Here is a 20,690-nt window from a genome sequence, read left to right as displayed (position 1 = left end):
ATAAAGGATCTGATTGTAAAATTAAATATTGTCTATAATTGAGAATTTAAAATGTTTTGATAATTCCCACTTATAAAGAATTGACTGATAATAATCTAATTTATTGACTTAAATTAATCCTTGTGACCGACGCCATTCATCATAGGATTCGATATCAGTATTTACCATTTTCATACACAATCCCATTACAGCCATATCATCTAAATAACCAGCAAACGGTATGAAATCTGGGAATATATCAATTGGAGATACAAAATAAATTAATGAACTTAAAACAGCCAGAATAGTTCCATAAGGTACTGTAGTATATTTACCCTCTACATAATTTTTTACCAAAGATATCATAACAGGGATTACTGTAAATTTTTCTCCAACAAAAGGTATATCTTTAATTTTTAGTTCTAACCGTTGCAAAAAATTATCTAATTCATCTTTATCATTTAATAAAGCTTCAGATTGCCCATATCCACTTTCAAGAGCTTCTTTTACTTGATCTTCAGACAGATTATTTGACATTGTTGTTCTCCTTTTTGGATTTTTTAAAATACTGTCGCTTCTTCCAGCGTAAACTTAACATTGTCCTCAATCCACTTACGGCGTGGTTCGACTTTATCTCCCATGAGGACATTGACGCGGCGTTCGGCGCGAGCCAGATCTTCAATGGTGACACGGATAAGGGTACGGGTTTCTGGATTCATGGTTGTTTCCCAGAGTTGGTCGGCGTTCATCTCTCCAAGCCCCTTGTAGCGTTGAAGTGTTGCGCCTTTACCAAACTGCTTACGGAGTTCTTCAAGTTCTCCGTCTGTCCATGCGTAGGCTACTTCTTCTTTCTTGCCTTTTCCTTTTGACATCTTGTAAAGAGGCGGAAGGGCGATATAGACATGACCTGCCTCGACTAGAGGACGCATGTAGCGGTAGAAAAATGTCAAGAGCAAGGTCTGGATATGGGCACCGTCGGTATCCGCATCGGTCATGATAATGATCTTATCATAGTTGGCATCTTCAAGGGAGAAGTCTGCTCCAACACCCGCACCAATGGTATAAATCATGGTATTTATCTCTTCATTTTTGAGGATATCCGCCATCTTGGCCTTGGCTGTATTGATAACCTTACCTCGAAGGGGCAAGATGGCCTGGAACTTACGGTCACGGCCTTGCTTGGCAGAGCCACCGGCAGAGTCCCCCTCTACCAGATAGAGTTCATTCTTAGCAGGATTCTTAGACTGGGCTGGGGTCAATTTTCCAGACAACAAGCCCTTGTCTTTTTTATTTTTCTTACCATTTCGGCTCTCATCACGCGCCTTACGTGCCGCTTCACGAGCATCACGCGCCTTGATAGCCTTGCGGATGAGGTTAGAAGCCAATTCCCCATTTTCCATAAGGAAAAAGGTCAACTTATCCGCCACAATGCCATCCACAACGGGACGAGCAAGAGGGCTTCCTAGCTTGTCCTTGGTCTGACCCTCAAACTGCAAATGTTCTTCAGGGACTAGAATAGAGAGGACAGCCGCTAGTCCCTCACGATAGTCTGAACCTTCAAGGTTTTTATCTTTTTCCTTGAGAAGCCCCGTCTTACGCGCATAGTCATTCATGACCTTGGTAATGGCAGACTTGAGTCCTGTCTCGTGCGTTCCACCGTCCTTGGTGCGAACGTTATTGACAAAGGATAGAATGTTATCTGAAAATCCGTCATTGTACTGGAGGGCCACTTCCACTTGGAAACCATTGTCTTCCCCTTCAAAGTAAAGAACTGGCGTTAAGGTCTCCTTATCTTCGTTCAGATAGGACACAAAGTCCTGAACCCCATTTTCATAGTGGAACTCGATCGCTTCATCTGTTCGTTTGTCCGTTAATGACAAGGTCACATTTTTCAAGAGAAAGGCTGACTCATTGAGACGTTCTGAAATGGTGTTATACTTGAAGTCTGTCGTAGAAAAGATAGTCGCATCCGGCATGAAGGTGACTTTGGTACCTGTTTTAGATTTAGGTGCTGTACCAATTTTCTTCAAGGTCGTGATAGGTTTGCCACCATTTTCAAAACGTTGCTTGTAGATTGCACCATCACGAGTGATTTCAACTTCTAGCCAGCTAGAAAGGGCATTAACAACGGAAGACCCCACCCCGTGAAGTCCACCTGATGTCTTGTAGCCTCCTTGACCGAATTTCCCTCCTGCATGAAGAATGGTAAAGATAACCTCAACAGTTGGAATTCCCATCGCGTGCATACCAGTTGGCATTCCACGTCCGTGGTCTTGAACCGTTAAACTTCCATCTTTATTAATGGTCACATCAATACGATCGCCAAACCCAGACAGGGCTTCATCGACCGCATTATCGACGATTTCCCAGACTAGGTGGTGGAGACCAGCACCATCGGTCGATCCGATATACATTCCTGGACGTTTACGGACCGCATCCAACCCTTCTAGCACCTGAATGGCATCATCATTATAATTGTTAATATTGATTTCCTTTTTTGACACAAGGAACCTCCTATTCGTTCATCTTTACTATTCTACAGGTTTTCTAAGGATTTTGCAAAATTTTTCTTTCTCCGCTGTGACAATTTCAGAAGAGATTCTCTGCCTTTCTTCTCCATTTCATGATATAATAGGAGTATGATTACAATAGTTTTATTAATCCTAGCCTATCTGCTGGGTTCGATTCCGTCTGGTCTCTGGATTGGACAAGTATTCTTTCAAATCAATCTGCGCGAGCATGGTTCTGGTAACACTGGAACGACTAATACCTTCCGCATTTTAGGCAAGAAAGCTGGTATGGCAACCTTTGTGATTGACTTTTTCAAAGGAACCCTAGCAACACTTCTTCCGATTATGTTTCATCTACAAGGCGTTTCGCCTCTCATCTTTGGACTTTTGGCTGTTATTGGCCATACCTTCCCTATCTTTGCAGGATTTAAGGGTGGTAAGGCTGTCGCGACCAGTGCTGGAGTGATTTTCGGATTTGCACCTGTCTTCTGTCTCTACCTTGCAGTTGTTTTCTTTGGAACCCTCTATCTTGGTAGTATGATTTCACTATCTAGTGTCACAGCATCTATCGCGGCTGTCATTGGAGTTCTACTCTTTCCACTTTTTGGTTTTATCCTGAGTAACTATGACCCTCTCTTCATCGCTATTATCCTAGCTCTTGCTAGCTTGATTATCATTCGTCATAAGGATAATATCACACGTATCCAGAATAAGACTGAAAATTTAGTCCCTTGGGGATTAAACTTAACTCATCAAGATCCTAAAAAATAAAACGCCAGTTTGAACAGAACTGACGTTTTTTTGTATGCTTATTTTGATTTGATATAGTTGATACCATCTGCTTTTGGTGCAACTGCTTTTCCAAAGAAAGCTGCCAAGACCAAAATAGTCAAAACATAAGGTGCGATTTGAAGGTAAACCGCAGGCACTCCTTGTAGGAATGGCAATTGAGAGCCGATAACAGCCAAACTTTGTGAAAGTCCAAAGAAGAGACTAGATAGCATGGCTCCGATTGGATTCCATTTCCCGAAGATCATTGCAGCAAGAGCGATAAATCCAGGTCCAACAATAGTTGTTACTGAAAAGTTAACTGAGATGGATTGAGCATAAATCGCTCCGCCAATTCCACCTAGAAAACCAGAAATAATAACTCCAAAATATCTCATCTTGTAGACATTGATTCCCAAGGTATCCGCTGCTTGAGGATGTTCACCGACAGAGCGAAGACGAAGACCAAAACGAGTCTTAAAGAGGATAAACCAAGCAAAGAATGAGAAGGCAATCGCGATATAACCTAGCAGACTTGTTGACTTGAAGAAGATATCACCAATCACTGGGATATTTGCCAAGACTGGGAAATCAAAGCGTCCAAAAGTCTGACTTAGGTTGTCGGTTTGTCCTTTGTTATAAAGTACTTTCACCAAGAAAACAGCCAAGGCTGGGGCCATCAAGTTCAATACCGTACCGCTGACAACATGGTCTGCACGGAAATGAACCGTCGCTGCTGCGTGGATGATAGAGAAGAGTCCTCCAACCAATCCTGCTACAAGCAAGGATAGCCATGGAGTTGCTGCTCCAAATTGTTCTGCAAATTCAAGGTTAAAGACAACTCCAGAAAAGGCACCCATAACCATAATTCCTTCAAGACCGACATTTACCACACCACCACGTTCAGAGAAAACACCACCAATACTTGTAAAGATGAGAGGTGCTGAGTAAATCAGCATAGAAGACACCAAGAGGGTGAGCAAGGTTGTAATAGACATCTTTACTTACCTCCTTTAACTTGTTTTTTCGGTTTGACAAAGCGTTCAATAAGGTAATGAACACTGACAAAGAAGATAATAGACGCTGTTACAATGCTGACAAGCTCAGACGGTACCTGCGCCGCATTCATACCAGGAGCTCCAACTTGGAGAACACCAAATAGGAAGGCTGCAAAGAGAATACCAATTGGTGAGTTTGCTGCAAGTAGACTAACCGCCATCCCGTTAAATCCAACAGCCAATGACGCACCTTGAACATAGACGTTCTGGAAGGTTCCAAGTCCTTCAACAGCACCACCAAGGCCAGCCAAGGCACCTGATATGATCATTGAGAGGATAATCGTTCGTTTAGCAGAAATACCAGCATATTCTGAAGCATGTGGATTAAGACCAACAGCACGGATTTCAAAACCAAGGGTTGTTTTCTTGAGCATGAACCAAATAACTGCAACGGCAATGATGGCAAAGAAAATACCAATATTCATCCGCGAATTACCAGTCAACTCAGCTAACCAAGGGGTCTGGTAGGTTGCATTAGCCCCAACACGAATGGTCGAATCTGTACTTTGCATGAAATCTTTAGGGAAAGAATGGATAAAGGCATTTCCTACATACAAGACAATGTAGTTCATCATGATGGTTACGATAACCTCTGACGTCCCTAGATAAGCCCTAAGAATACCTGGAATCGCTCCGACAATCCCACCAGCAATCAAAGCAATCACGATAGTCGCTAAAATCATCAAGGGACGCGGCATATCTGGATGCGACAGGGCAAACCAACCACTGAGAATCCAACCTGCCAAAGCCTGACCAGGAAGCCCGACGTTAAAGAAACCTGCACGACTGGCAACAGCAAAACCAAGACCAATCAAGACCAAAGGCCCCATAGCACGGAAGATTTCTCCAATCCCACGCAGACTACCAAAGGCTGTATAGAACAATTCTTCGTAGCCCCAAATAGCATCATAACCGAAGATCCACATGACAATGGCTCCGAGTAAAATTCCTAGGAAGACAGAAATCAAGGGAACCGAAATTTGTTGTAATTTTTTAGACATCACTCTTCTCCTTTCCCAAGTTTCCACCAGCCATCAAGACACCAAGTTCTTGTTTATTGGTTGTTTCTGGTGATACAATACCTTGAATCTTACCATCGTGGATAACGGCAATACGGTCTGAGACGTTTAAAATCTCATCCAATTCAAAGCTGACAACAAGGACAGCCTTACCATTATCACGCTCTTCAATCAAGCGTTTGTGGATATACTCAATGGCACCGACATCCAACCCACGAGTTGGCTGGCTGACGATAAGGAGATCAGGATCTCGATCAATTTCACGAGCAATAATTGCTTTTTGTTGATTTCCTCCTGAAAGAGCCGCTGCTGGAACAAACTCACTAGCAGCACGAACATCAAATTCTTCCATTAGCTTTTTAGCATAAGAAGTAATATTTGAATAGTTCAAAATTCCATTTTTACTATGTGGTTCTTTGTAGTAGGTTTGAAGGGCAATATTTTCAGAGATCATCATTTCTAAAATCAAACCATCACGGTGACGGTCTTCTGGAACGTGCCCAACACTCAACTCTGTAATCTGACGTGGATGCAAGCCTACAATTGAATCTCCTTTTAGCTCAATGCTACCAGATTCAACCTTGCGAAGACCTGTAATGGCTTGAATCAGTTCAGACTGACCATTTCCATCAATCCCCGCAATACCAACAATCTCTCCAGCACGAACGTCTAAGGACAGATTTTTAACAGCTGGAACACCGCGATTTTCATTGACCACCAAATCTTTGACTGACAAGACCACTTCTTTTGGTTGAGAGACTTGCTTCTCTGTTTTAAAGGAAACAGAACGACCTACCATCATTTCTGCCAAATCAGCATTGGTAGCCCCTGCGATTTCGACAGTTTCAATTGATTTCCCACGACGGATAACTGTAACGCGGTCAGAAACTGCGCGAATCTCGTCCAACTTATGGGTAATCAAGATAATTGATTTTCCTTCTTTGACAAGATTTTTCATAATAGCCATCAACTCATCAATTTCTGATGGAGTCAAAACAGCCGTTGGTTCGTCAAAGATAAGGATATCAGCCCCCCGATAAAGGGTTTTTAAAATTTCTACACGTTGTTGGGCTCCAACTGAGATATCTGCTACCTTGGCAGAAGGGTCAACAGCTAAGCCATAACGTTCAGAAAGAGCCTTGATTTCTTTGCTAGCTCCAGCGATATCTAGCACACCATTTTTAGTCAATTCACTACCTAAAATGATGTTTTCAGCCACTGTGAAGGCTTCTACCAACATAAAGTGCTGGTGAACCATTCCGATTCCCAAGCTAGCTGCTTTAGATGGTGAGTCGAGGTTGACAACTTGACCGTTGACCACAATTTCACCACTGGTTGGTTCAAGAAGCCCTGCTAACATGTTCATGAGCGTGGACTTTCCAGCCCCATTTTCTCCTAAAAGTGCATGAATTTCACCTTTTCGTAGGTGCAGGTTGATTTTGTCGTTGGCAACAAATTCACCAAACACCTTGGTAATATCACGCATCTCAATGACATTTTCGTGTGCCATGTGCTCTTCCTTTCAGAGTCTTATTTTATTTCAATAAAACTTGCTAGTTTCTCTAGTAGCAAGCTTTACTGAGACAAAATGACTTTGTCTCAACTCTTAAAAAAGCGGCCGAGGGCCGCTTCCTAAGAAATGACTTCCATCCATTATTTTTCAGGAACTTTTACGCTTCCATCAAGGATTTTAGCTTTAGCATCTTCGACAGCTTTTTTACCTTCTTCTGAAAGGTTTGTCACTGCCAAGTCAACCCCTTTATCTTTCAATGAGTAAACGATCACTTGACCGCCAGGGAATTCACCTTTTTCTGCTTTGTTAGCAATATCTTTTACAGTTGTACCAACTTGTTTCAAAGTAGATACAAGAACGAAGTTTGATTCTTTGCCATCTTTAGAAGTGTACTTACCTTCTGCTACTTGGTCACGGTCAACACCGATAACCCAAACTTTTTCACTTTCAGAACGGCTTTCGTTGAGTGATTTTGCTTCTGCAAAGACACCAGCACCTGTTCCACCTGCTGCTTGATAAACAACGTCTGCACCAGCTGCGTATTGTGCTGCTGCAATTGTTTTACCTTTAGCAGCATCACCAAATGAACCAGCATAGTCAACTTGTACTTTGATAGATGGATCTACTGACTCAACACCAGCCTTAAATCCAGCTGCAAAACGTGAGATAACTTCAGACTCAATACCACCTACAAAACCAACTTGTTTTGTTTTAGTTGTTTTAGCTGCTGCAACACCCGCAAGGTAAGCAGCTTCGTTATCAGCAAATGTTACGCTAGCAACATTCTTTTGATCTTTAATCACATCATCAATCAAGACATAGTTCAAATCAGAGTGGTCTTTTGCTGCTTCTTCAACCGCATTGTGAAGGGCAAAACCAACACCGAAGATTAGGTTGTAACTTCCAGCCGCTTGTTGCAAGTTGTTAGCATAGTCAGCTTCACTTGTTGATTGGAAGTAAGTGAAACCTTTATCTTTTGAAAGATTATGTTCTTTACCCCAGTCTTGCAAACCTTCCCAAGCTGATTGGTTGAATGATTTGTCATCAACACCACCAGTATCAGTGACGATTGCTGCTTTTGTCTTCACATCAGAAGATGAAGCTGCGTTACGAGAAGAGCGGTTACCACATGCAGCAAGTCCAACTGCTGCCACTGCAACTAGACCAAGGCCTAGCCATTGTTTCTTGTTCATTACTGAACCTCCTAAATAAGATGTGCAACGATGTTGCAAGTATGGATTGGTTGGCCACAAGGACCGTGCCACTCAGAGAGCGACTCAGACTAGTTTAAGTCTGTAAAAGAGTATGGAAGTAACTCCCCGACCGTCATCTCGACCGTCGATTTATCTTTTGCGACTAAGGTCACTTTTAGATCTTGTTCAAAAAATTCAGCCATCACTTGGCGACAAGCACCACATGGCGAAATTGGTTTTTCAGTCTCTCCATAGACAATCAATTCTGAAAATTCTCTTTGGCCTTCAGAAACTGCTTTAAAAATCGCTGTACGTTCCCCACAGTTGGTCAAAGAATAACTAGCATTCTCGATATTGACACCTGTATAAATACTACCATCTTTTGCGACTAGAACAGCTCCGACAGGAAAGTGAGAATAGGGGACATAGGCATGTTTGCTGGTTTCAATTGCCAGTTCAATCAACTCAGTAGTCGCCATCTGCCAATTCTCCTTTTAAAATGGCTACCCCAGCTGACGTTCCAATACGGGTCGCACCTGCTTCCACAAAGGCAAGAGCATCTGCATAAGAACGAGCTCCACCAGCAGCCTTGACACCCATATCAGGTCCAACTGTTTCACGCATTAATGTAACATCTGCTACCGTAGCACCACCAGTTGAAAAGCCAGTAGATGTTTTAACAAAATCAGCTCCCGCTTTTTGGGCCAATTGGCAAGCCAAAACTTTTTCTTGGTCTGTCAGAAGGCAAGCTTCAATAATGACTTTCACTAACTTGTCACCACTTGCTTCTACTACTGCGAGAATATCCGACTCAACCAAATCAAGATTACCTGTTTTGAGAGCTCCAACATTGATCACCATATCAATCTCATCTGCACCATTTTGGATAGCTTCCTTGGTTTCAAAAGCTTTCACAGTTGAAGTTGTTGCTCCCAAGGGGAAACCTACTACTGTGCAGACCTTGACATCTGTGCCTTCAAGCCCTTTTTTAGCATGTTCAACCCAGGTCGGATTAACGCAAACACTGGCAAAATCATACTCTCTAGCTTCAGACAACAAACAATCAATTTGATTTACTGTCGCATCTTGTTTCAAAAGTGTATGATCGATATATTTATTTAATTTCATATTCGGATTCTCCTGCAGTTTATGAGATTATTTCTATGATTTCTCGTAAACTTTGCACACTATCATTTATTTTAACATATTTTTGAAAATCTGTAACTAGCTGAGGAGAAATTTTTCCATTTGTGTATACTTTTGCAACAATTTCTCCCTTTTGAACGGAATCTCCAACTTTCTTTTCAAAAACAATTCCTGTCTCATAGTCCAAGGCATCAGACTTGACTGCACGGCCTGCCCCCAGTCTCATAGCATAAAGCCCAAATTCCATAGCTGGAAGAGCTGAAATGACACCCGTTTCCTGGGCAGGGATTTCCACCACATGGGTAACATTGACAGGACGATAGAGGTCTTCCAAGTCTCCACCTTGGGCTTGGACCATTTCCTCAAACTTAGCCAGCGCTTGACCATTCTCAAGATGTTGGTGAACTTCTTCAACTGTCTTGTTTACATTTGCTAAACCAAGCATAATTTGAGCCAATTCGCATATAAAATGGGTAATATCCTGACGACCTTGACCTTGTAAAGTCTCCAGTGCTTCAAGAATTTCGAGGCGATTTCCAATTGCTCGTCCCAAGGGCTGACTCATATCCGTAATGACTGCTACCGTTTTTCTACCAACTGCCTTACCAAGTTCCACCATGGTTTGAGCCAATTCACGCGCCTCATCAACCGTCTTCATGAAGGCACCCTCACCGACAGTTACGTCAAGCAAAATAGCATCCGCCCCTGCAGCAATTTTCTTGCTCATCACCGAACTGGCAATCAAAGGAATCGTGTCAACAGTTGCGGTCACATCACGAAGGGCATAGAGAAGCTTATCTGCTTTGACAAGCTGGTCTGATTGCCCAATGACAGATACACCAATATCCTGAACCTGACGAATAAAATCCTCTTGACTTCGTTCCACTTGATAGCCCTTAATGGACTCCAATTTATCAATTGTTCCACCCGTATGGCCGAGACCACGACCACTCATTTTTGCCACAGGTACACCAAAGCTAGCAACAAGAGGAGCCAAAATCAAGGTCACCTTATCACCAACACCACCAGTAGAATGCTTGTCAACCTTAACCCCATCAATAGCAGATAAATCAAACTCTTGCCCTGTCTTGACCATCTTCATAGTTAGGTCAGAGATTTCTCGAGTCGTCATTCCTTTGAAATAAACAGCCATAGCAAAAGCAGACATCTGATAATCAGGAACAGTTCCTGACACATAGCCTTCAACTAGCCATTCAATTTCACTCGAAGTCAGTTCTTGACCGTCTCGTTTCTTTTGGATTAAATCAACTGCTCTCATTCTTTCACACTTCTAAGGATATAGTATCCCTTATCTTTTTTGACGATTTCACAATTGCCAAACACATCTTCCATCTTAGACTTAGCACTTGGAGCCCCTTGTTTTTTCTGGATAACGATTGTTAAATCTCCACCAGTTTCCAAGAAATCTTTACTTTTCTCAATGATTTCATGAACTACTTGCTTGCCCGCACGGATAGGAGGATTTGAAATGACATGGTCAAATGTGCCTTCAACTTGTTCATAGATGTTGGACTGGAAAATCGTCGCTTCTACTTTATTTCGTTCAGCATTTTGTCGCGCCAAATCCAAGGCACGATTATTAATATCGACCATGGTAGACTGAACGCCATAAGCCTTAGCTAAAGACAAGCCCAAAGGTCCGTAACCACATCCTACATCCAGGACAGTTTCTCCTTGGTTGACTTCAAGACACTTGAGCAAGAGTTGACTTCCAAAGTCAACCATTTTCTTGCTAAAAACACCCGCATCTGTCAAAAAGGTCATTTTTTCTCCCAACAAGTCCACTCTCAACTCATGAATGTCGTGAGCAGCGTCAGGATTCTCTGCATAATACATTTTACTCATGAAACTATTTTACCATAATTTGACTTGAATTGTAAATCGTTTACAAATTGATAATAAAACGAAAAAGACTGAAGAAAACTAGTCAAGAAGACCTTTTCTTCAATCTCTTTTAACACTTATAAATAAATGACAAGTCATTGGGAGCTATAAGGTATCACAATCCAGATAAAACAACAAATTTATTGTCTATAATCGGGCGTATTTTTATTACTATTGCTTAACCTTCAGATATTTAATTATCAACAAAATTCCCAACAAGATGTTTAGATAAAAGCCCAACTGATACGTTTTTGTCAGGATTTCCCAACTTGTCCAAAGTCGTACCAAATCTTCTAGCGACATGCGGAAGAAATAACCCTCTGTAGCAATCCATAGAACTAAAAAGAAATAACTACCAGCAGCAAGCCATTTCGTCCACCGTTTTTTTAGTAGGCAAGCAATCAAGAGCGAACAGATAAAGATAGCTGTTACAATAGCATGTTCCATCAAAAAAGTAAAACCGTAATAGATTTCCACAAAGCGTCTACCATTATCCGCATTCGCCCCTTTTATAAAAGGTAGTGCAAAACTTAAAATAAAACAGAGTTCCAGTATATAACTTTTTAAGATTTTCATAGTACACCTCCTATAAATTGTGAATCCCAAAGCCCCCTTTATTGGCTTATAAGTCAGGAGAAAGTAGCTCCTACCTCATCAATAAATTGGTCAACCCTATCTACTTCTATTATACGATATTGGTTTACTATCATCAAGAAACCGCTTTATTTTTTTAGCTTTTTATGGTATGATAAACAAAATATCTAGGGGAAAACAAATGACCAACGAATTTTTACATTTTGAAAAAATCAGCCGCCAGACTTGGCAATCGTTACATCGAAAGACAACACCTCCTTTGACAGAAGAGGAATTAGAATCCATCAAGAGTTTTAATGACCAGATTAGCTTGCAGGATGTTACCGATGTCTATCTCCCCCTAGCCCATCTCATCCAGATTTACAAGCGTACCAAGGATGATTTGGCCTTTTCAAAAGGGATTTTCCTTCAACGTGAAAGCAAATCCCAGCCTTTTATCATTGGGGTTTCTGGGAGTGTTGCCGTTGGAAAATCCACAACCAGTCGCCTACTTCAAATCCTACTGTCCCGTACCCTTACAGATGCTACGGTTGAGTTGGTAACAACTGATGGCTTTCTCTATCCCAACCAGACCTTGATTGAACAAGGGATTTTAAATCGCAAGGGATTTCCTGAAAGCTATGATATGGAAGCTCTTCTCAACTTCCTGGATCACATCAAAAATGGACAAGATGTAGATATTCCTGTCTATTCTCATGAAGTCTACGACATCGTACCCGAGGAAAAGCAAAGCGTCAAAGCTGCTGATTTTGTTATTGTTGAGGGAATAAATGTCTTTCAAAATCCACAAAACGAGCGTCTCTACATTACTGACTTCTTTGACTTTTCCATCTATGTTGATGCTGCAGTCGATGACATCGAGAGTTGGTATCTAGACCGTTTCTTGAAAATGCTGAGCCTAGCCCAAAACGATCCTGATAGCTACTATTATCGTTTTACACAAATGCCGATTGGGGAAGTGGAATCCTTTGCCCATCAGGTCTGGACCAGTATCAATCTCACAAATCTACAAAATTATATTGAACCAACTAGAAATCGTGCAGAAGTAATTCTTCATAAAACAAAGAACCATGAAATCGATGAAATTTACTTAAAAAAATAATTTTCCCTTGTCAAAACGTAAGTTTTCAGATATAATGGTATAGTTAGTAAATATGGAGGTAAGAACATTGGCAAACATTAAATCAGCTATCAAACGCGCTGAATTGAACGTTAAACAAAACGAAAAGAACTCAGCTCAAAAATCAGCTATGCGTACTGCTATCAAAGCTTTCGAAGCAAACCCATCTGAAGAACTTTTCCGTGCTGCTAGCTCAGCTATCGATAAAGCAGAAACTAAAGGTTTGATTCACAAAAACAAAGCAAGCCGCGATAAAGCTCGTCTTTCAGCTAAACTTGCTAAATAAGAAACAGTCCATAGAGGCTGTTTTTTTGTCCCAAATAGGAAAAGGTAGAAAATGAAAATCACAATTATCGGATATTCTGGTGCTGGTAAGTCAACTCTAGCAGAAAAATTATCTAACTACTACTCCATCCCAAAACTGTACATGGACACACTCCAATTTCAACCTGGTTGGCAAGATAGTGATCGCGAATGGATGCTGACCGAGATGAAAAACTTTCTCACCAAGCATGAAGCCTGGGTCATCGATGGAAATTATTCTTGGTGCTATTACCAAGAAAGAATGCAGGAAGCTGACCAAATCATCTTTCTCAACTTTTCCCCATGGACTTGTCTATTTCGGGCTTTTAAACGTTATCTCACATACCGAGGCAAGGTCAGAGAAAGTATGGCAGCTGGTTGTCAAGAACAATTTAATTGGGAGTTTATCAGATGGATTCTTTGGGACGGACGGACTAAAGCTCAAAAAGAGAATTACCAAAAACTTTGCCAAGAATACTCACATAAAATCACTATTCTTCGAAATCAGAAAGAACTAGATCAATTTCTAGATAAGAAAAGGAAGTCCTCCAATTCATAAAAAGGGCTTCCTTTTTGGCTATAATTATTCTGCAATCAAGGTTTCTAATCCAACCTTCATCATATCGGTGAAGGTATTTTGACGTTCTTCTGCAGTCGTGTCTTCATCTGGATTGACCAAACTATCAGAAATAGTCATGATAGCAAGGGCATCAACATGATATTGAGCAGCAAGATAGTAAAGAGCTGCTGCTTCCATTTCCACAGCCTTGACTCCCCATTTACCAAGTTCGATGTTCTTTTCAAAGTAGTTTGAATAAAAGACATCAGAAGACAAAACGTTCCCAACGTGGGTTGTCATACCAAGTTCTTTGGCGATATGGTAGGCCTTGTCCAGCAAATCAAAGCTAGCGATTTGTGGGAAATCGTACTGTGGCCAGTCATTGCGGATGATGTTAGAGTTGGTTGCAGCTGCTTGCGCCAAAACCAATTCACGAACGTGAACATCTTCATTCAAAGAACCTGCAGTTCCCACACGGATCAATTTCTTCACACCGTAGTCCACAATCAACTCACGCGCATAAATCGAAATAGATGGCATCCCCATCCCAGTTCCCATGACTGATACACGGTGGCCCTTGTAAGTACCAGTGTAACCAAACATGTTACGCACTTCGTTAAAACAAGCAGCATCTTCAAGGAAATTCTCCGCAATAAATTTCGCACGAAGAGGATCCCCAGGAAGAAGAATTTTATCAGCAATTTCACCCTGCTGAGCAGCAATATGGATAGACATAATATAAGATACCAAACCCGTCAAAAAGCAAAGGGAAAATAGGAGTTGGGTGCAGTGAGCGATGCTCGCTAGACCAACTATCTTTTTCCCACTGCTTTTAGGGTGGGTTCAATTCCTTTCTTTCTTAATTTTGATGATATTGAGAAGATTAGACCGGCTTGCTTCAATTCAAGCCCGAACTACCCTTACTTTCTGATTTTTAGAAAAGTTTTCCGCTCGCGTTCAAATCAGAACATCTCGCTCTACCTTTCTTTTTATTATTTTTACATTTCATAGCTAGAAAAAATCGGATTCAATCATGATTCCAATAGGCCTACTTCATTTTTATTTAAAACAGTTATAAATAAATTGAGAGTTTTTTTAATCTTTTAAATCAAATCATTGACTAGAAGAAATGGGCATTTCCTACCTAATTACTTTATTATTTGACTTCTGACACAGTATGCTAGCACAAGGAAAGTGGTCTAACATTTTTGCAAATTCATAGGCTAAAACAGCTGTTACTAAGAGATACGGAAGAGAATCTATACCTAGCCCAGTGAAACCTATAACTAATCCGGTTGCAGAAATGGGCGCCCTCAAGGTCACAGACAAAAAACAAACCGATCCCAAAAGCAAAATGGTTGACTGGCTACCCAAACCTAGAATCATGCACAAGACACCAGCTCCAGCCATCCCCAAGGCAAAAGATGGCGTAAGTGTACCACCATAGGCCCCTGCCCAAAGGATAATAAGAACGACCACTGCTTTTAGGAAAAACATGAGAAGCACTGTTTGACCACTGCTACCATTTAAAATTTCCTGAGCCATCATGCGTCCATTGCCAAGTAGATGTGGAAAGGAACTTGCAAGACCAACAAGAAAAAGAAAAGCTGAGGGCAATGTGAGAAGTACTCGTTTATCTTTTATTCTGTTTGAAGACGCTGCCTTACTTAAGCGACCAAAAAGCCAAGCCAGTGGGGTTAAGAAAAGAAGTAATAAGGGAATAATCCATATTTCCTTTAATGACCATGTGATGGCTGGAATCTGGTAGAGAGCCTGATCTGAAATAACCAAGCCTGCTGTATAGGTTGACACATAAGTAGTCAAACCGACTAAGATAAATCGTTTAATAGATAGAGCAATTCCTAGAGTTTCAAAAACAAAGAAGACACTTGTTAATGGAACCTGGTAGACAGCTGCTAAACCAGCACCAGCACCACAAGCAAGGAGAAAGATGCGATCCTTCTTAGAGAGAGAACATATTTTTCCAATTGGTCCTGCAAATAGACTCCCAATCTCTCGTGGTGCAGCTTCTTTGCCAATAGGTGCTCCCCCTCCAACTGCAATAATCTGCCAAATTGAATGAAATAGCTGTCTTAAAAAATGAAGCTTGTATTGTGAAGTCTCATCCTTCATCTGAGCTTTGATGGAATAAATTTTCGACCCTTTTTGCAAGAAATACCAGACCAAGGATGAGCCAAGACCCACGATTATTAAACTTAGTCCTATCCGTGAGGAGGAAACTCCATCTGTCAAAAATCCAGTATAATGCTCTGACTGACCAAAAGCTAGACTCTCTACCATCTCTAAAAGATAATGGAGAAATATACCAGATAAACCCGAAACTATTCCTTGTAGAATTACTGCTAGGAATAATCTAAAATTATAAGGAATCTTTCGAAAAAATCTCCTCAAGTCCTTTAACATGATTACAATTCTGCAAGAATCGCTTTAAGCAAGCCCTTGAAATCACCTTTGACACGTTCGGTTACTTCTACAACTTCTTCGTGGTTGAGTTCTTCTTGGAATCCAGCAGCATGGTTAGTAATACATGAAATACCAAGAACTTTCAAGCCTGAGTGGGCTGCCACAATAACTTCAGGAACAGTCGACATACCAACTGCATCTGCTCCAAGCGTCTTATAAGCACGGATTTCTGCTGGTGTTTCATAAGTCGGACCTGTTACACCGATATAGACACCTTCATCAAGCTTGATACCAATTTTTTTAGCCACTTCATGAGCAGTAGCACGGTATTCTGGTGTGTAGGCCTTAGACATATCTGGGAAACGAGGACCAAAATCATCCAAGTTTTCACCCATCAAGGGGTTCTGCCCCGTCATATTGATATGATCTGAGATAGCCATCAAAGTACCTGGGCCATAACCAATACCACCAGCTGCATTGGTTACAATGACACCTTCACATCCAAGAACTTTCATGACACGAACTGGGAAAGTCACAACTTCCAGAGGATTTCCTTCGTAGAAATGGAAACGTCCTTGAAGAGCCAAAACCTTGCGACCTACCAGTTCCCCATATACTAATTTACCAGCGTGACCGACTACTGTTGAACGGCCCCAGTTTGGAATCTCAGCATAGTCTACTACAACTGGATTTTCGATTTCTTCTGCCAATTCTCCAAGTCCTGATCCAAGGATTAGACCAAACTCAGGCTCTTGGATTCCCTTATCTTTCAGGAAAGCAGCTGTTTCATTGATTTTGTCTAAAAATGTCATTGTGTGTCTCCTTTATTAGTTTTTAGCATTTGACCGATTTTGTCAAAAGTTTTAGCATTACGAATGGTAATATTGCGATAGAAAGGCATCTTGAGCAAGTACTTGTGATAGGCAGTTGCATAGTAGGATTCCTCAGAGAATTTCCCCCAGAAAATCCCAAGTCTTCCAAAATGAACCACTTCATCTTCCAGTTCCAAACTGTTCACTTTCTCGATCACTTGATCCACAGCCAAACTCTCCGTGTAGAAAAGGACATCTTTTCGAGCTAGGTCTTTGGTCCACCAATCTGGCAGATTATTCAGCTCTTCTTCATAATCTTCCTGACTCAGCAAAGAAAAGCTCTGAATAAATGGATAATGGACTGTAAAGAAAGCCTCTAACTTTTCAACCAATTGGGCTTTGGGAGCTGTAGAAGTAAAGAAAATATTGCCACTGTTGATGTAGGTCTCAACCTTTTCCAGTCCCAACTCTGTCAGTTCTTGACGAAGTTGCGCCATGACAACCTTATTTTTCCCACCTACATTAATGCCCCTTACCAGTAAAGCATATCGTGTCATCTTATACCAATTTATCTAAGAAACTTTCCCCAATCATGGCAGTTTCCACACCAAAGTTATCCGCAACTGTCGCTGAGATATCTGCAAAATGTCCGACAGGAATGAGACCATTTCCTTTAAAGGAAGGGCTATAGGCCAACAATGGAATATATTCACGAGTGTGGTCTGTTCCTGCATAAGTTGGGTCATTTCCATGGTCCGCCGTAATCAAGAGAAGATCATTCTCTCTCATGGCTGCGGTAATTTCAGGCAAGCGTTCATCAAACTCATGCAAGCAATCACGGTAACCATGAGCATTGCGGCGGTGGCCGTAAAGGGCATCAAAGTCAACTAAGTTTGTGAAGGAGAATCCTTTTTTAAACTCAGCAAGTCCCATGGTCTTCAATAGTGTATCAATTCCGTGGCTGTTTGACTTGTTGTGGCCCATGTCATGATTGATACCAGCTCCGTTAAAGATATCGTTGATTTTACCAACAGCATAAGTATCGATACCTGCTTCATTGAGTTTATCGAGAACAGTTGGAGCAAATGGTGATACAGCCAAGTCACGACGATTTGCTGTACGAGTGAAGTTACCTGGTTCACCAACATATGGACGGGCAATGATACGTCCTAGAAGGGCTGGGCGCTCAAGGGTTATCGAACGAGCGTATTCACAGATACGGTACAATTCGTCCAGAGGAATGATGTCTTCGTGGGCAGCAATTTGCAAAACAGGGTCAGCTGAAGTATAGATAATCAACTCCCCAGTTTCCATCTGGCGTGGTCCAAAGTCATCGATAACGGCTGTTCCTGAGTAAGGTTTGTTAGCCTCACGAATAACCTTTCGTCCTGAGAACTCTTCGATTTTTGTCAAGATTTCTTCTGGGAATCCATTCCAGAAAGTATCGAAAGGTTCTGTAATGTTAAGGCCCATGATTTCCCAGTGTCCAGTCATGGTATCCTTACCAAGAGATACTTCTTCCAATTTTGTTGCATATCCTGTTGGATTGCTTTCAGCTGGAACAGTCTTAAGAGGAGTTTCTCGAGGAATATTTCCAAGACCAATTTTAGCCATGTTTGGGACATTCAAACCAACTGCTTTTGAAATGTGTCCCAGTGTGTCAGAAGCTCCATCTGGAACCCCTGCATTGACAAAGTTATTAGCATCTGGTGCAGCACCGATTCCTACAGAATCCAGTACCACCAAGTGAATACGATTAAATTTTGACATAGTGTATCTCCTTATTATTTTGCTTTGCTTGAAGTTAAAATCTGAACCCCATTTCGTCCAGCTACGATCACCTTATCCACCATTTGGTTGAATAAGCCGTGCTCTACGACACCAACGATATGGTCCAATTCTTGCCCTAAAGCAATTGGATCTTCAATGACATCCAAGGCAAGGTCAATGATAAAGTTCTGCATATCGGTCACAAAACGTTGGCCATCTTTTTCACGGAAGCTTGGTTTATAGCCAGCGCGCTCAAAACGACGAAAGACCTGTTCAGCACCATACTGAACCACTTCTACTGGCAATTTAAAAGCACCCAGTTTGTCGACCAGCTTGCTTTCATCCACTACCCAAATATATTCTTTTGAGGGCGTTGCTACAACCTTCTCCATCAGAAGGGCACCACCACCGCCTTTGATTCCGTTAAACTGGCTATCCACCTCATCCGCTCCATCAACCGTCACATCGACAACATCTACTTGGTCAATAGACTTGAGCGGGATATTAAGCCCTTCAGCCTGTTTACTAGTCACACTAGAAGTCGTTACAGCTGTAATCTGCAATCCTTCTTCCTTGATACGACGACCGATTTCTTCTACAAAATAATAGGCAGTAGAACCCGTTCCCAGTCCGACAACCATGCCATCCTTGACAAACTCAGCAGCCTTGATACCTGCCATTTTCTTCAAATTTTCCACTCAAACACCTCCATTAAAGAGCTACTTTCATTATAACATGTATCCTTTTTTATTTCATGGATACACTAGAAAAACCCGAACATTTTTATTTTTATGTCCACCTTGTTTTGGTAGTTAGAATCTTAGTTATGAGAACTTGTAGATAAAAACAGGTCCTAGCCAAAAGCAACAACAGTTGATTTTTTATCATAAAGATGATTAAATAGTTAAGTAAAGAAAAGGAGAAATAGAATGAACCCATTAGATTTGTTTAACCAAGTAAAAGAATTAATCGAAACAAAAGATTTCGAAGCTGCAAAAACATTTGTTGCAGAAAATCAAGACCAACTTGGAGAATACTTCTCTCAAGCTCAGCAGTTGATTTCTGGTTCTGAAGGTCTAGATGGCCTCGTTGGAAAGATTAAAGGATTTTTCTAAAAGATATAAAGGCGCCTGAAACGATCAGGTGCCTTTTTGAGATATTTTTTTCATTATTTTGGGAAGATAAGAGCTAATTTCCGTCGGCAAGACCACATAATGTTCTCGAGCAAATTCCTGGGCTATGGCTGAATGAAGATGGGTCGCTACTGCCACACGCTCGTAGAGACTGGCTTGTTTAAACTGGCCTGCAAATCCTGCAATCATCCCAGCCAGAGTATCTCCCATTCCCCCAGTCGCCTGATAGGGACCGCCAACCTGTAACTGGTAAAAATCAGATTGGCCAACTTGCCAAATACGAGTAGCTGGACCTTTCTCCACCAAAATGGTTCCTTGAGGAAAGGAAGTCAGGGCACTAGCCGTTGCAGCTTCGCTTTGATTTTCAATCGTAATTCCAGATAATTTTTCCCATTCTTTTTGGTGGGGAGTTAAGATAAGCTGGTTAGATGGAAACGACAAACTTGTCCTAGCAAGGATGGTTAAGGCCCCTCCGTCTACAATCAAAATCTGATTCTTTTTTAAGCTGGCAAAAATCTGTTTGACTAGATTTTCTCCAAATGCATCGTCTCGTAAACCAGGACCCAGCAAGACAACTTCTGCCTTCTCCAACTGCTCTTTTAATAATTGCTGGTCTTGAAGAGCAAAGGCCATAGCCTCAGGTAAATGGCTGTGCAGAGCAAGGATATTTTCCCTATCTGTTCCAACGGTTACCAATCCTGCACCGCTTTTCACAGCTGCTAAAGCAGCCATGATGATAGCACCACCATAAGGATAAGTCCCACCAAGCAACAGCAGACGGCCATAGTCTCCTTTATGACTGGTACGAGAACGTTCAATAATGACTTTTTCTAATAATGCTTGCTCAATCACTCTCATCCTTTTTTCCTCTCGCATTTATTATA

23 protein-coding genes are annotated in these 20,690 nt (G+C 41.4%); 5 read left to right on the top strand and 18 right to left on the bottom strand.

Features of this window, described 5'->3' with window-relative positions:
* Positions 1 to 108 precede the first annotated feature (108 nt).
* Complete coding sequence (locus D8837_RS03145) at positions 109 to 516, bottom strand: YkvA family protein (RefSeq protein WP_125456176.1); 408 nt, start codon at positions 514 to 516, stop codon at positions 109 to 111.
* 23 nt (positions 517 to 539) lie between these two features.
* Positions 540 to 2,483, bottom strand: coding sequence for a DNA topoisomerase IV subunit B (parE, locus tag D8837_RS03140; RefSeq protein WP_125456175.1), 1,944 nt, complete (start codon positions 2,481 to 2,483; stop codon positions 540 to 542).
* Positions 2,484 to 2,618: 135 nt separating this feature from the next.
* Here parE and plsY point away from each other — a divergent pair, with 135 nt between their 5' ends.
* Positions 2,619 to 3,260: a glycerol-3-phosphate 1-O-acyltransferase PlsY gene (plsY, locus tag D8837_RS03135; protein ID WP_125456174.1), complete on the top strand. Its 642-nt coding sequence runs from the start codon at positions 2,619 to 2,621 to the stop codon at positions 3,258 to 3,260.
* A gap of 38 nt (positions 3,261 to 3,298) precedes the next feature.
* On the opposite strand, the gene D8837_RS03130 is transcribed toward plsY, so the two are convergent.
* The 9 genes from D8837_RS03130 to D8837_RS03090 form a co-directional block, all read right to left on the bottom strand.
* On the bottom strand, positions 3,299 to 4,255 hold the full coding sequence (locus tag D8837_RS03130; protein ID WP_078238322.1) for an ABC transporter permease: 957 nt from the start codon (positions 4,253 to 4,255) through the stop codon (positions 3,299 to 3,301).
* 2 nt (positions 4,256 to 4,257) lie between these two features.
* Positions 4,258 to 5,316 (bottom strand): ABC transporter permease, encoded by a 1,059-nt coding sequence (locus D8837_RS03125; protein ID WP_125392962.1) that lies wholly within the window; start codon positions 5,314 to 5,316, stop codon positions 4,258 to 4,260.
* Positions 5,309 to 6,844, bottom strand: a complete 1,536-nt coding sequence (locus D8837_RS03120) for an ABC transporter ATP-binding protein (RefSeq protein WP_125456173.1) — start codon at positions 6,842 to 6,844, stop codon at positions 5,309 to 5,311. The genes D8837_RS03125 and D8837_RS03120 overlap by 8 nt, the downstream gene beginning before the upstream one ends.
* Positions 6,845 to 6,987: 143 nt before the next feature.
* On the bottom strand, positions 6,988 to 8,040 hold the full coding sequence (locus D8837_RS03115; RefSeq protein ID WP_001036137.1) for a BMP family lipoprotein: 1,053 nt from the start codon (positions 8,038 to 8,040) through the stop codon (positions 6,988 to 6,990).
* Between the two features lie 89 nt (positions 8,041 to 8,129).
* Positions 8,130 to 8,519, bottom strand: a complete 390-nt coding sequence (locus D8837_RS03110) for a cytidine deaminase (protein WP_125456172.1) — start codon at positions 8,517 to 8,519, stop codon at positions 8,130 to 8,132.
* A complete protein-coding gene (gene deoC, locus D8837_RS03105; protein ID WP_125442813.1) occupies positions 8,506 to 9,168 on the bottom strand; it encodes a deoxyribose-phosphate aldolase in 663 nt (220 codons plus the stop codon). The genes D8837_RS03110 and deoC overlap by 14 nt, the downstream gene beginning before the upstream one ends.
* A 19-nt stretch (positions 9,169 to 9,187) precedes the next feature.
* Positions 9,188 to 10,465, bottom strand: a complete 1,278-nt coding sequence (locus D8837_RS03100; protein WP_125456171.1) for a pyrimidine-nucleoside phosphorylase — start codon at positions 10,463 to 10,465, stop codon at positions 9,188 to 9,190.
* Positions 10,462 to 11,052 (bottom strand): class I SAM-dependent methyltransferase, encoded by a 591-nt coding sequence (locus D8837_RS03095; RefSeq protein ID WP_125456170.1) that lies wholly within the window; start codon positions 11,050 to 11,052, stop codon positions 10,462 to 10,464. The genes D8837_RS03100 and D8837_RS03095 overlap by 4 nt, the downstream gene beginning before the upstream one ends.
* 210 nt (positions 11,053 to 11,262) lie before the next feature.
* Positions 11,263 to 11,667, bottom strand: coding sequence for a hypothetical protein (locus D8837_RS03090; protein WP_000698112.1), 405 nt, complete (start codon positions 11,665 to 11,667; stop codon positions 11,263 to 11,265).
* Positions 11,668 to 11,866: 199 nt separating this feature from the next.
* On the opposite strand from D8837_RS03090, the gene coaA reads away from it, so the two are divergent.
* The 3 genes from coaA to D8837_RS03075 all read left to right on the top strand — a co-directional run bounded on the left by coaA (position 11,867) and on the right by D8837_RS03075 (position 13,667).
* Positions 11,867 to 12,787: a type I pantothenate kinase gene (gene coaA, locus D8837_RS03085; protein ID WP_004258795.1), complete on the top strand. Its 921-nt coding sequence runs from the start codon at positions 11,867 to 11,869 to the stop codon at positions 12,785 to 12,787.
* Positions 12,788 to 12,854: 67 nt separating this feature from the next.
* A complete protein-coding gene (rpsT, locus tag D8837_RS03080) occupies positions 12,855 to 13,091 on the top strand; it encodes a 30S ribosomal protein S20 (protein WP_001274000.1) in 237 nt (78 codons plus the stop codon).
* Positions 13,092 to 13,142: 51 nt separating this feature from the next.
* Positions 13,143 to 13,667: a DNA topology modulation protein gene (locus tag D8837_RS03075; RefSeq protein ID WP_125456169.1), complete on the top strand. Its 525-nt coding sequence runs from the start codon at positions 13,143 to 13,145 to the stop codon at positions 13,665 to 13,667.
* A gap of 24 nt (positions 13,668 to 13,691) precedes the next feature.
* On the opposite strand, the gene deoD is transcribed toward D8837_RS03075, so the two are convergent.
* The 6 genes from deoD to rpiA all read right to left on the bottom strand — a co-directional run bounded on the left by deoD (position 13,692) and on the right by rpiA (position 19,371).
* Positions 13,692 to 14,402, bottom strand: a complete 711-nt coding sequence (gene deoD / locus D8837_RS03070; protein WP_125456168.1) for a purine-nucleoside phosphorylase — start codon at positions 14,400 to 14,402, stop codon at positions 13,692 to 13,694.
* A 405-nt stretch (positions 14,403 to 14,807) separates the two neighbouring features.
* Complete coding sequence (locus tag D8837_RS03065; RefSeq protein WP_125456167.1) at positions 14,808 to 16,091, bottom strand: chloride channel protein; 1,284 nt, start codon at positions 16,089 to 16,091, stop codon at positions 14,808 to 14,810.
* Positions 16,092 to 16,093: 2 nt separating this feature from the next.
* Positions 16,094 to 16,903, bottom strand: coding sequence for a purine-nucleoside phosphorylase (locus tag D8837_RS03060; protein WP_125456166.1), 810 nt, complete (start codon positions 16,901 to 16,903; stop codon positions 16,094 to 16,096).
* Positions 16,900 to 17,460 (bottom strand): DUF1697 domain-containing protein, encoded by a 561-nt coding sequence (locus tag D8837_RS03055; RefSeq protein WP_125456165.1) that lies wholly within the window; start codon positions 17,458 to 17,460, stop codon positions 16,900 to 16,902. Before D8837_RS03055 ends, D8837_RS03060 begins: the two co-directional genes overlap by 4 nt.
* Position 17,461: 1 nt before the next feature.
* Entirely contained in the window at positions 17,462 to 18,673 is a 1,212-nt protein-coding gene (locus D8837_RS03050; protein WP_125456164.1) for a phosphopentomutase, read from the bottom strand.
* Positions 18,674 to 18,687: 14 nt separating this feature from the next.
* Positions 18,688 to 19,371: a ribose-5-phosphate isomerase RpiA gene (gene rpiA / locus D8837_RS03045; protein ID WP_125456163.1), complete on the bottom strand. Its 684-nt coding sequence runs from the start codon at positions 19,369 to 19,371 to the stop codon at positions 18,688 to 18,690.
* A gap of 231 nt (positions 19,372 to 19,602) precedes the next feature.
* On the opposite strand from rpiA, the gene D8837_RS03040 reads away from it, so the two are divergent.
* A complete protein-coding gene (locus D8837_RS03040; RefSeq protein ID WP_001068557.1) occupies positions 19,603 to 19,788 on the top strand; it encodes a hypothetical protein in 186 nt (61 codons plus the stop codon).
* A 24-nt stretch (positions 19,789 to 19,812) separates the two neighbouring features.
* On the opposite strand, the gene D8837_RS03035 is transcribed toward D8837_RS03040, so the two are convergent.
* Positions 19,813 to 20,664 carry an NAD(P)H-hydrate dehydratase gene (locus tag D8837_RS03035; RefSeq protein ID WP_125456162.1) on the bottom strand — a complete coding sequence of 284 codons (852 nt, stop codon included), beginning with the start codon at positions 20,662 to 20,664 and terminating at the stop codon, positions 19,813 to 19,815.
* Positions 20,665 to 20,690 lie beyond the last annotated feature (26 nt).

It is taken from the genome of Streptococcus mitis (genome assembly GCF_003942965.1).
GTDB classification, from domain to species: Bacteria; Bacillota; Bacilli; order Lactobacillales; family Streptococcaceae; genus Streptococcus; species Streptococcus mitis_BH.
Note: the sequence above shows the minus strand (reverse complement) of the source record. Positions and strands in the feature narration are given on the sequence as shown.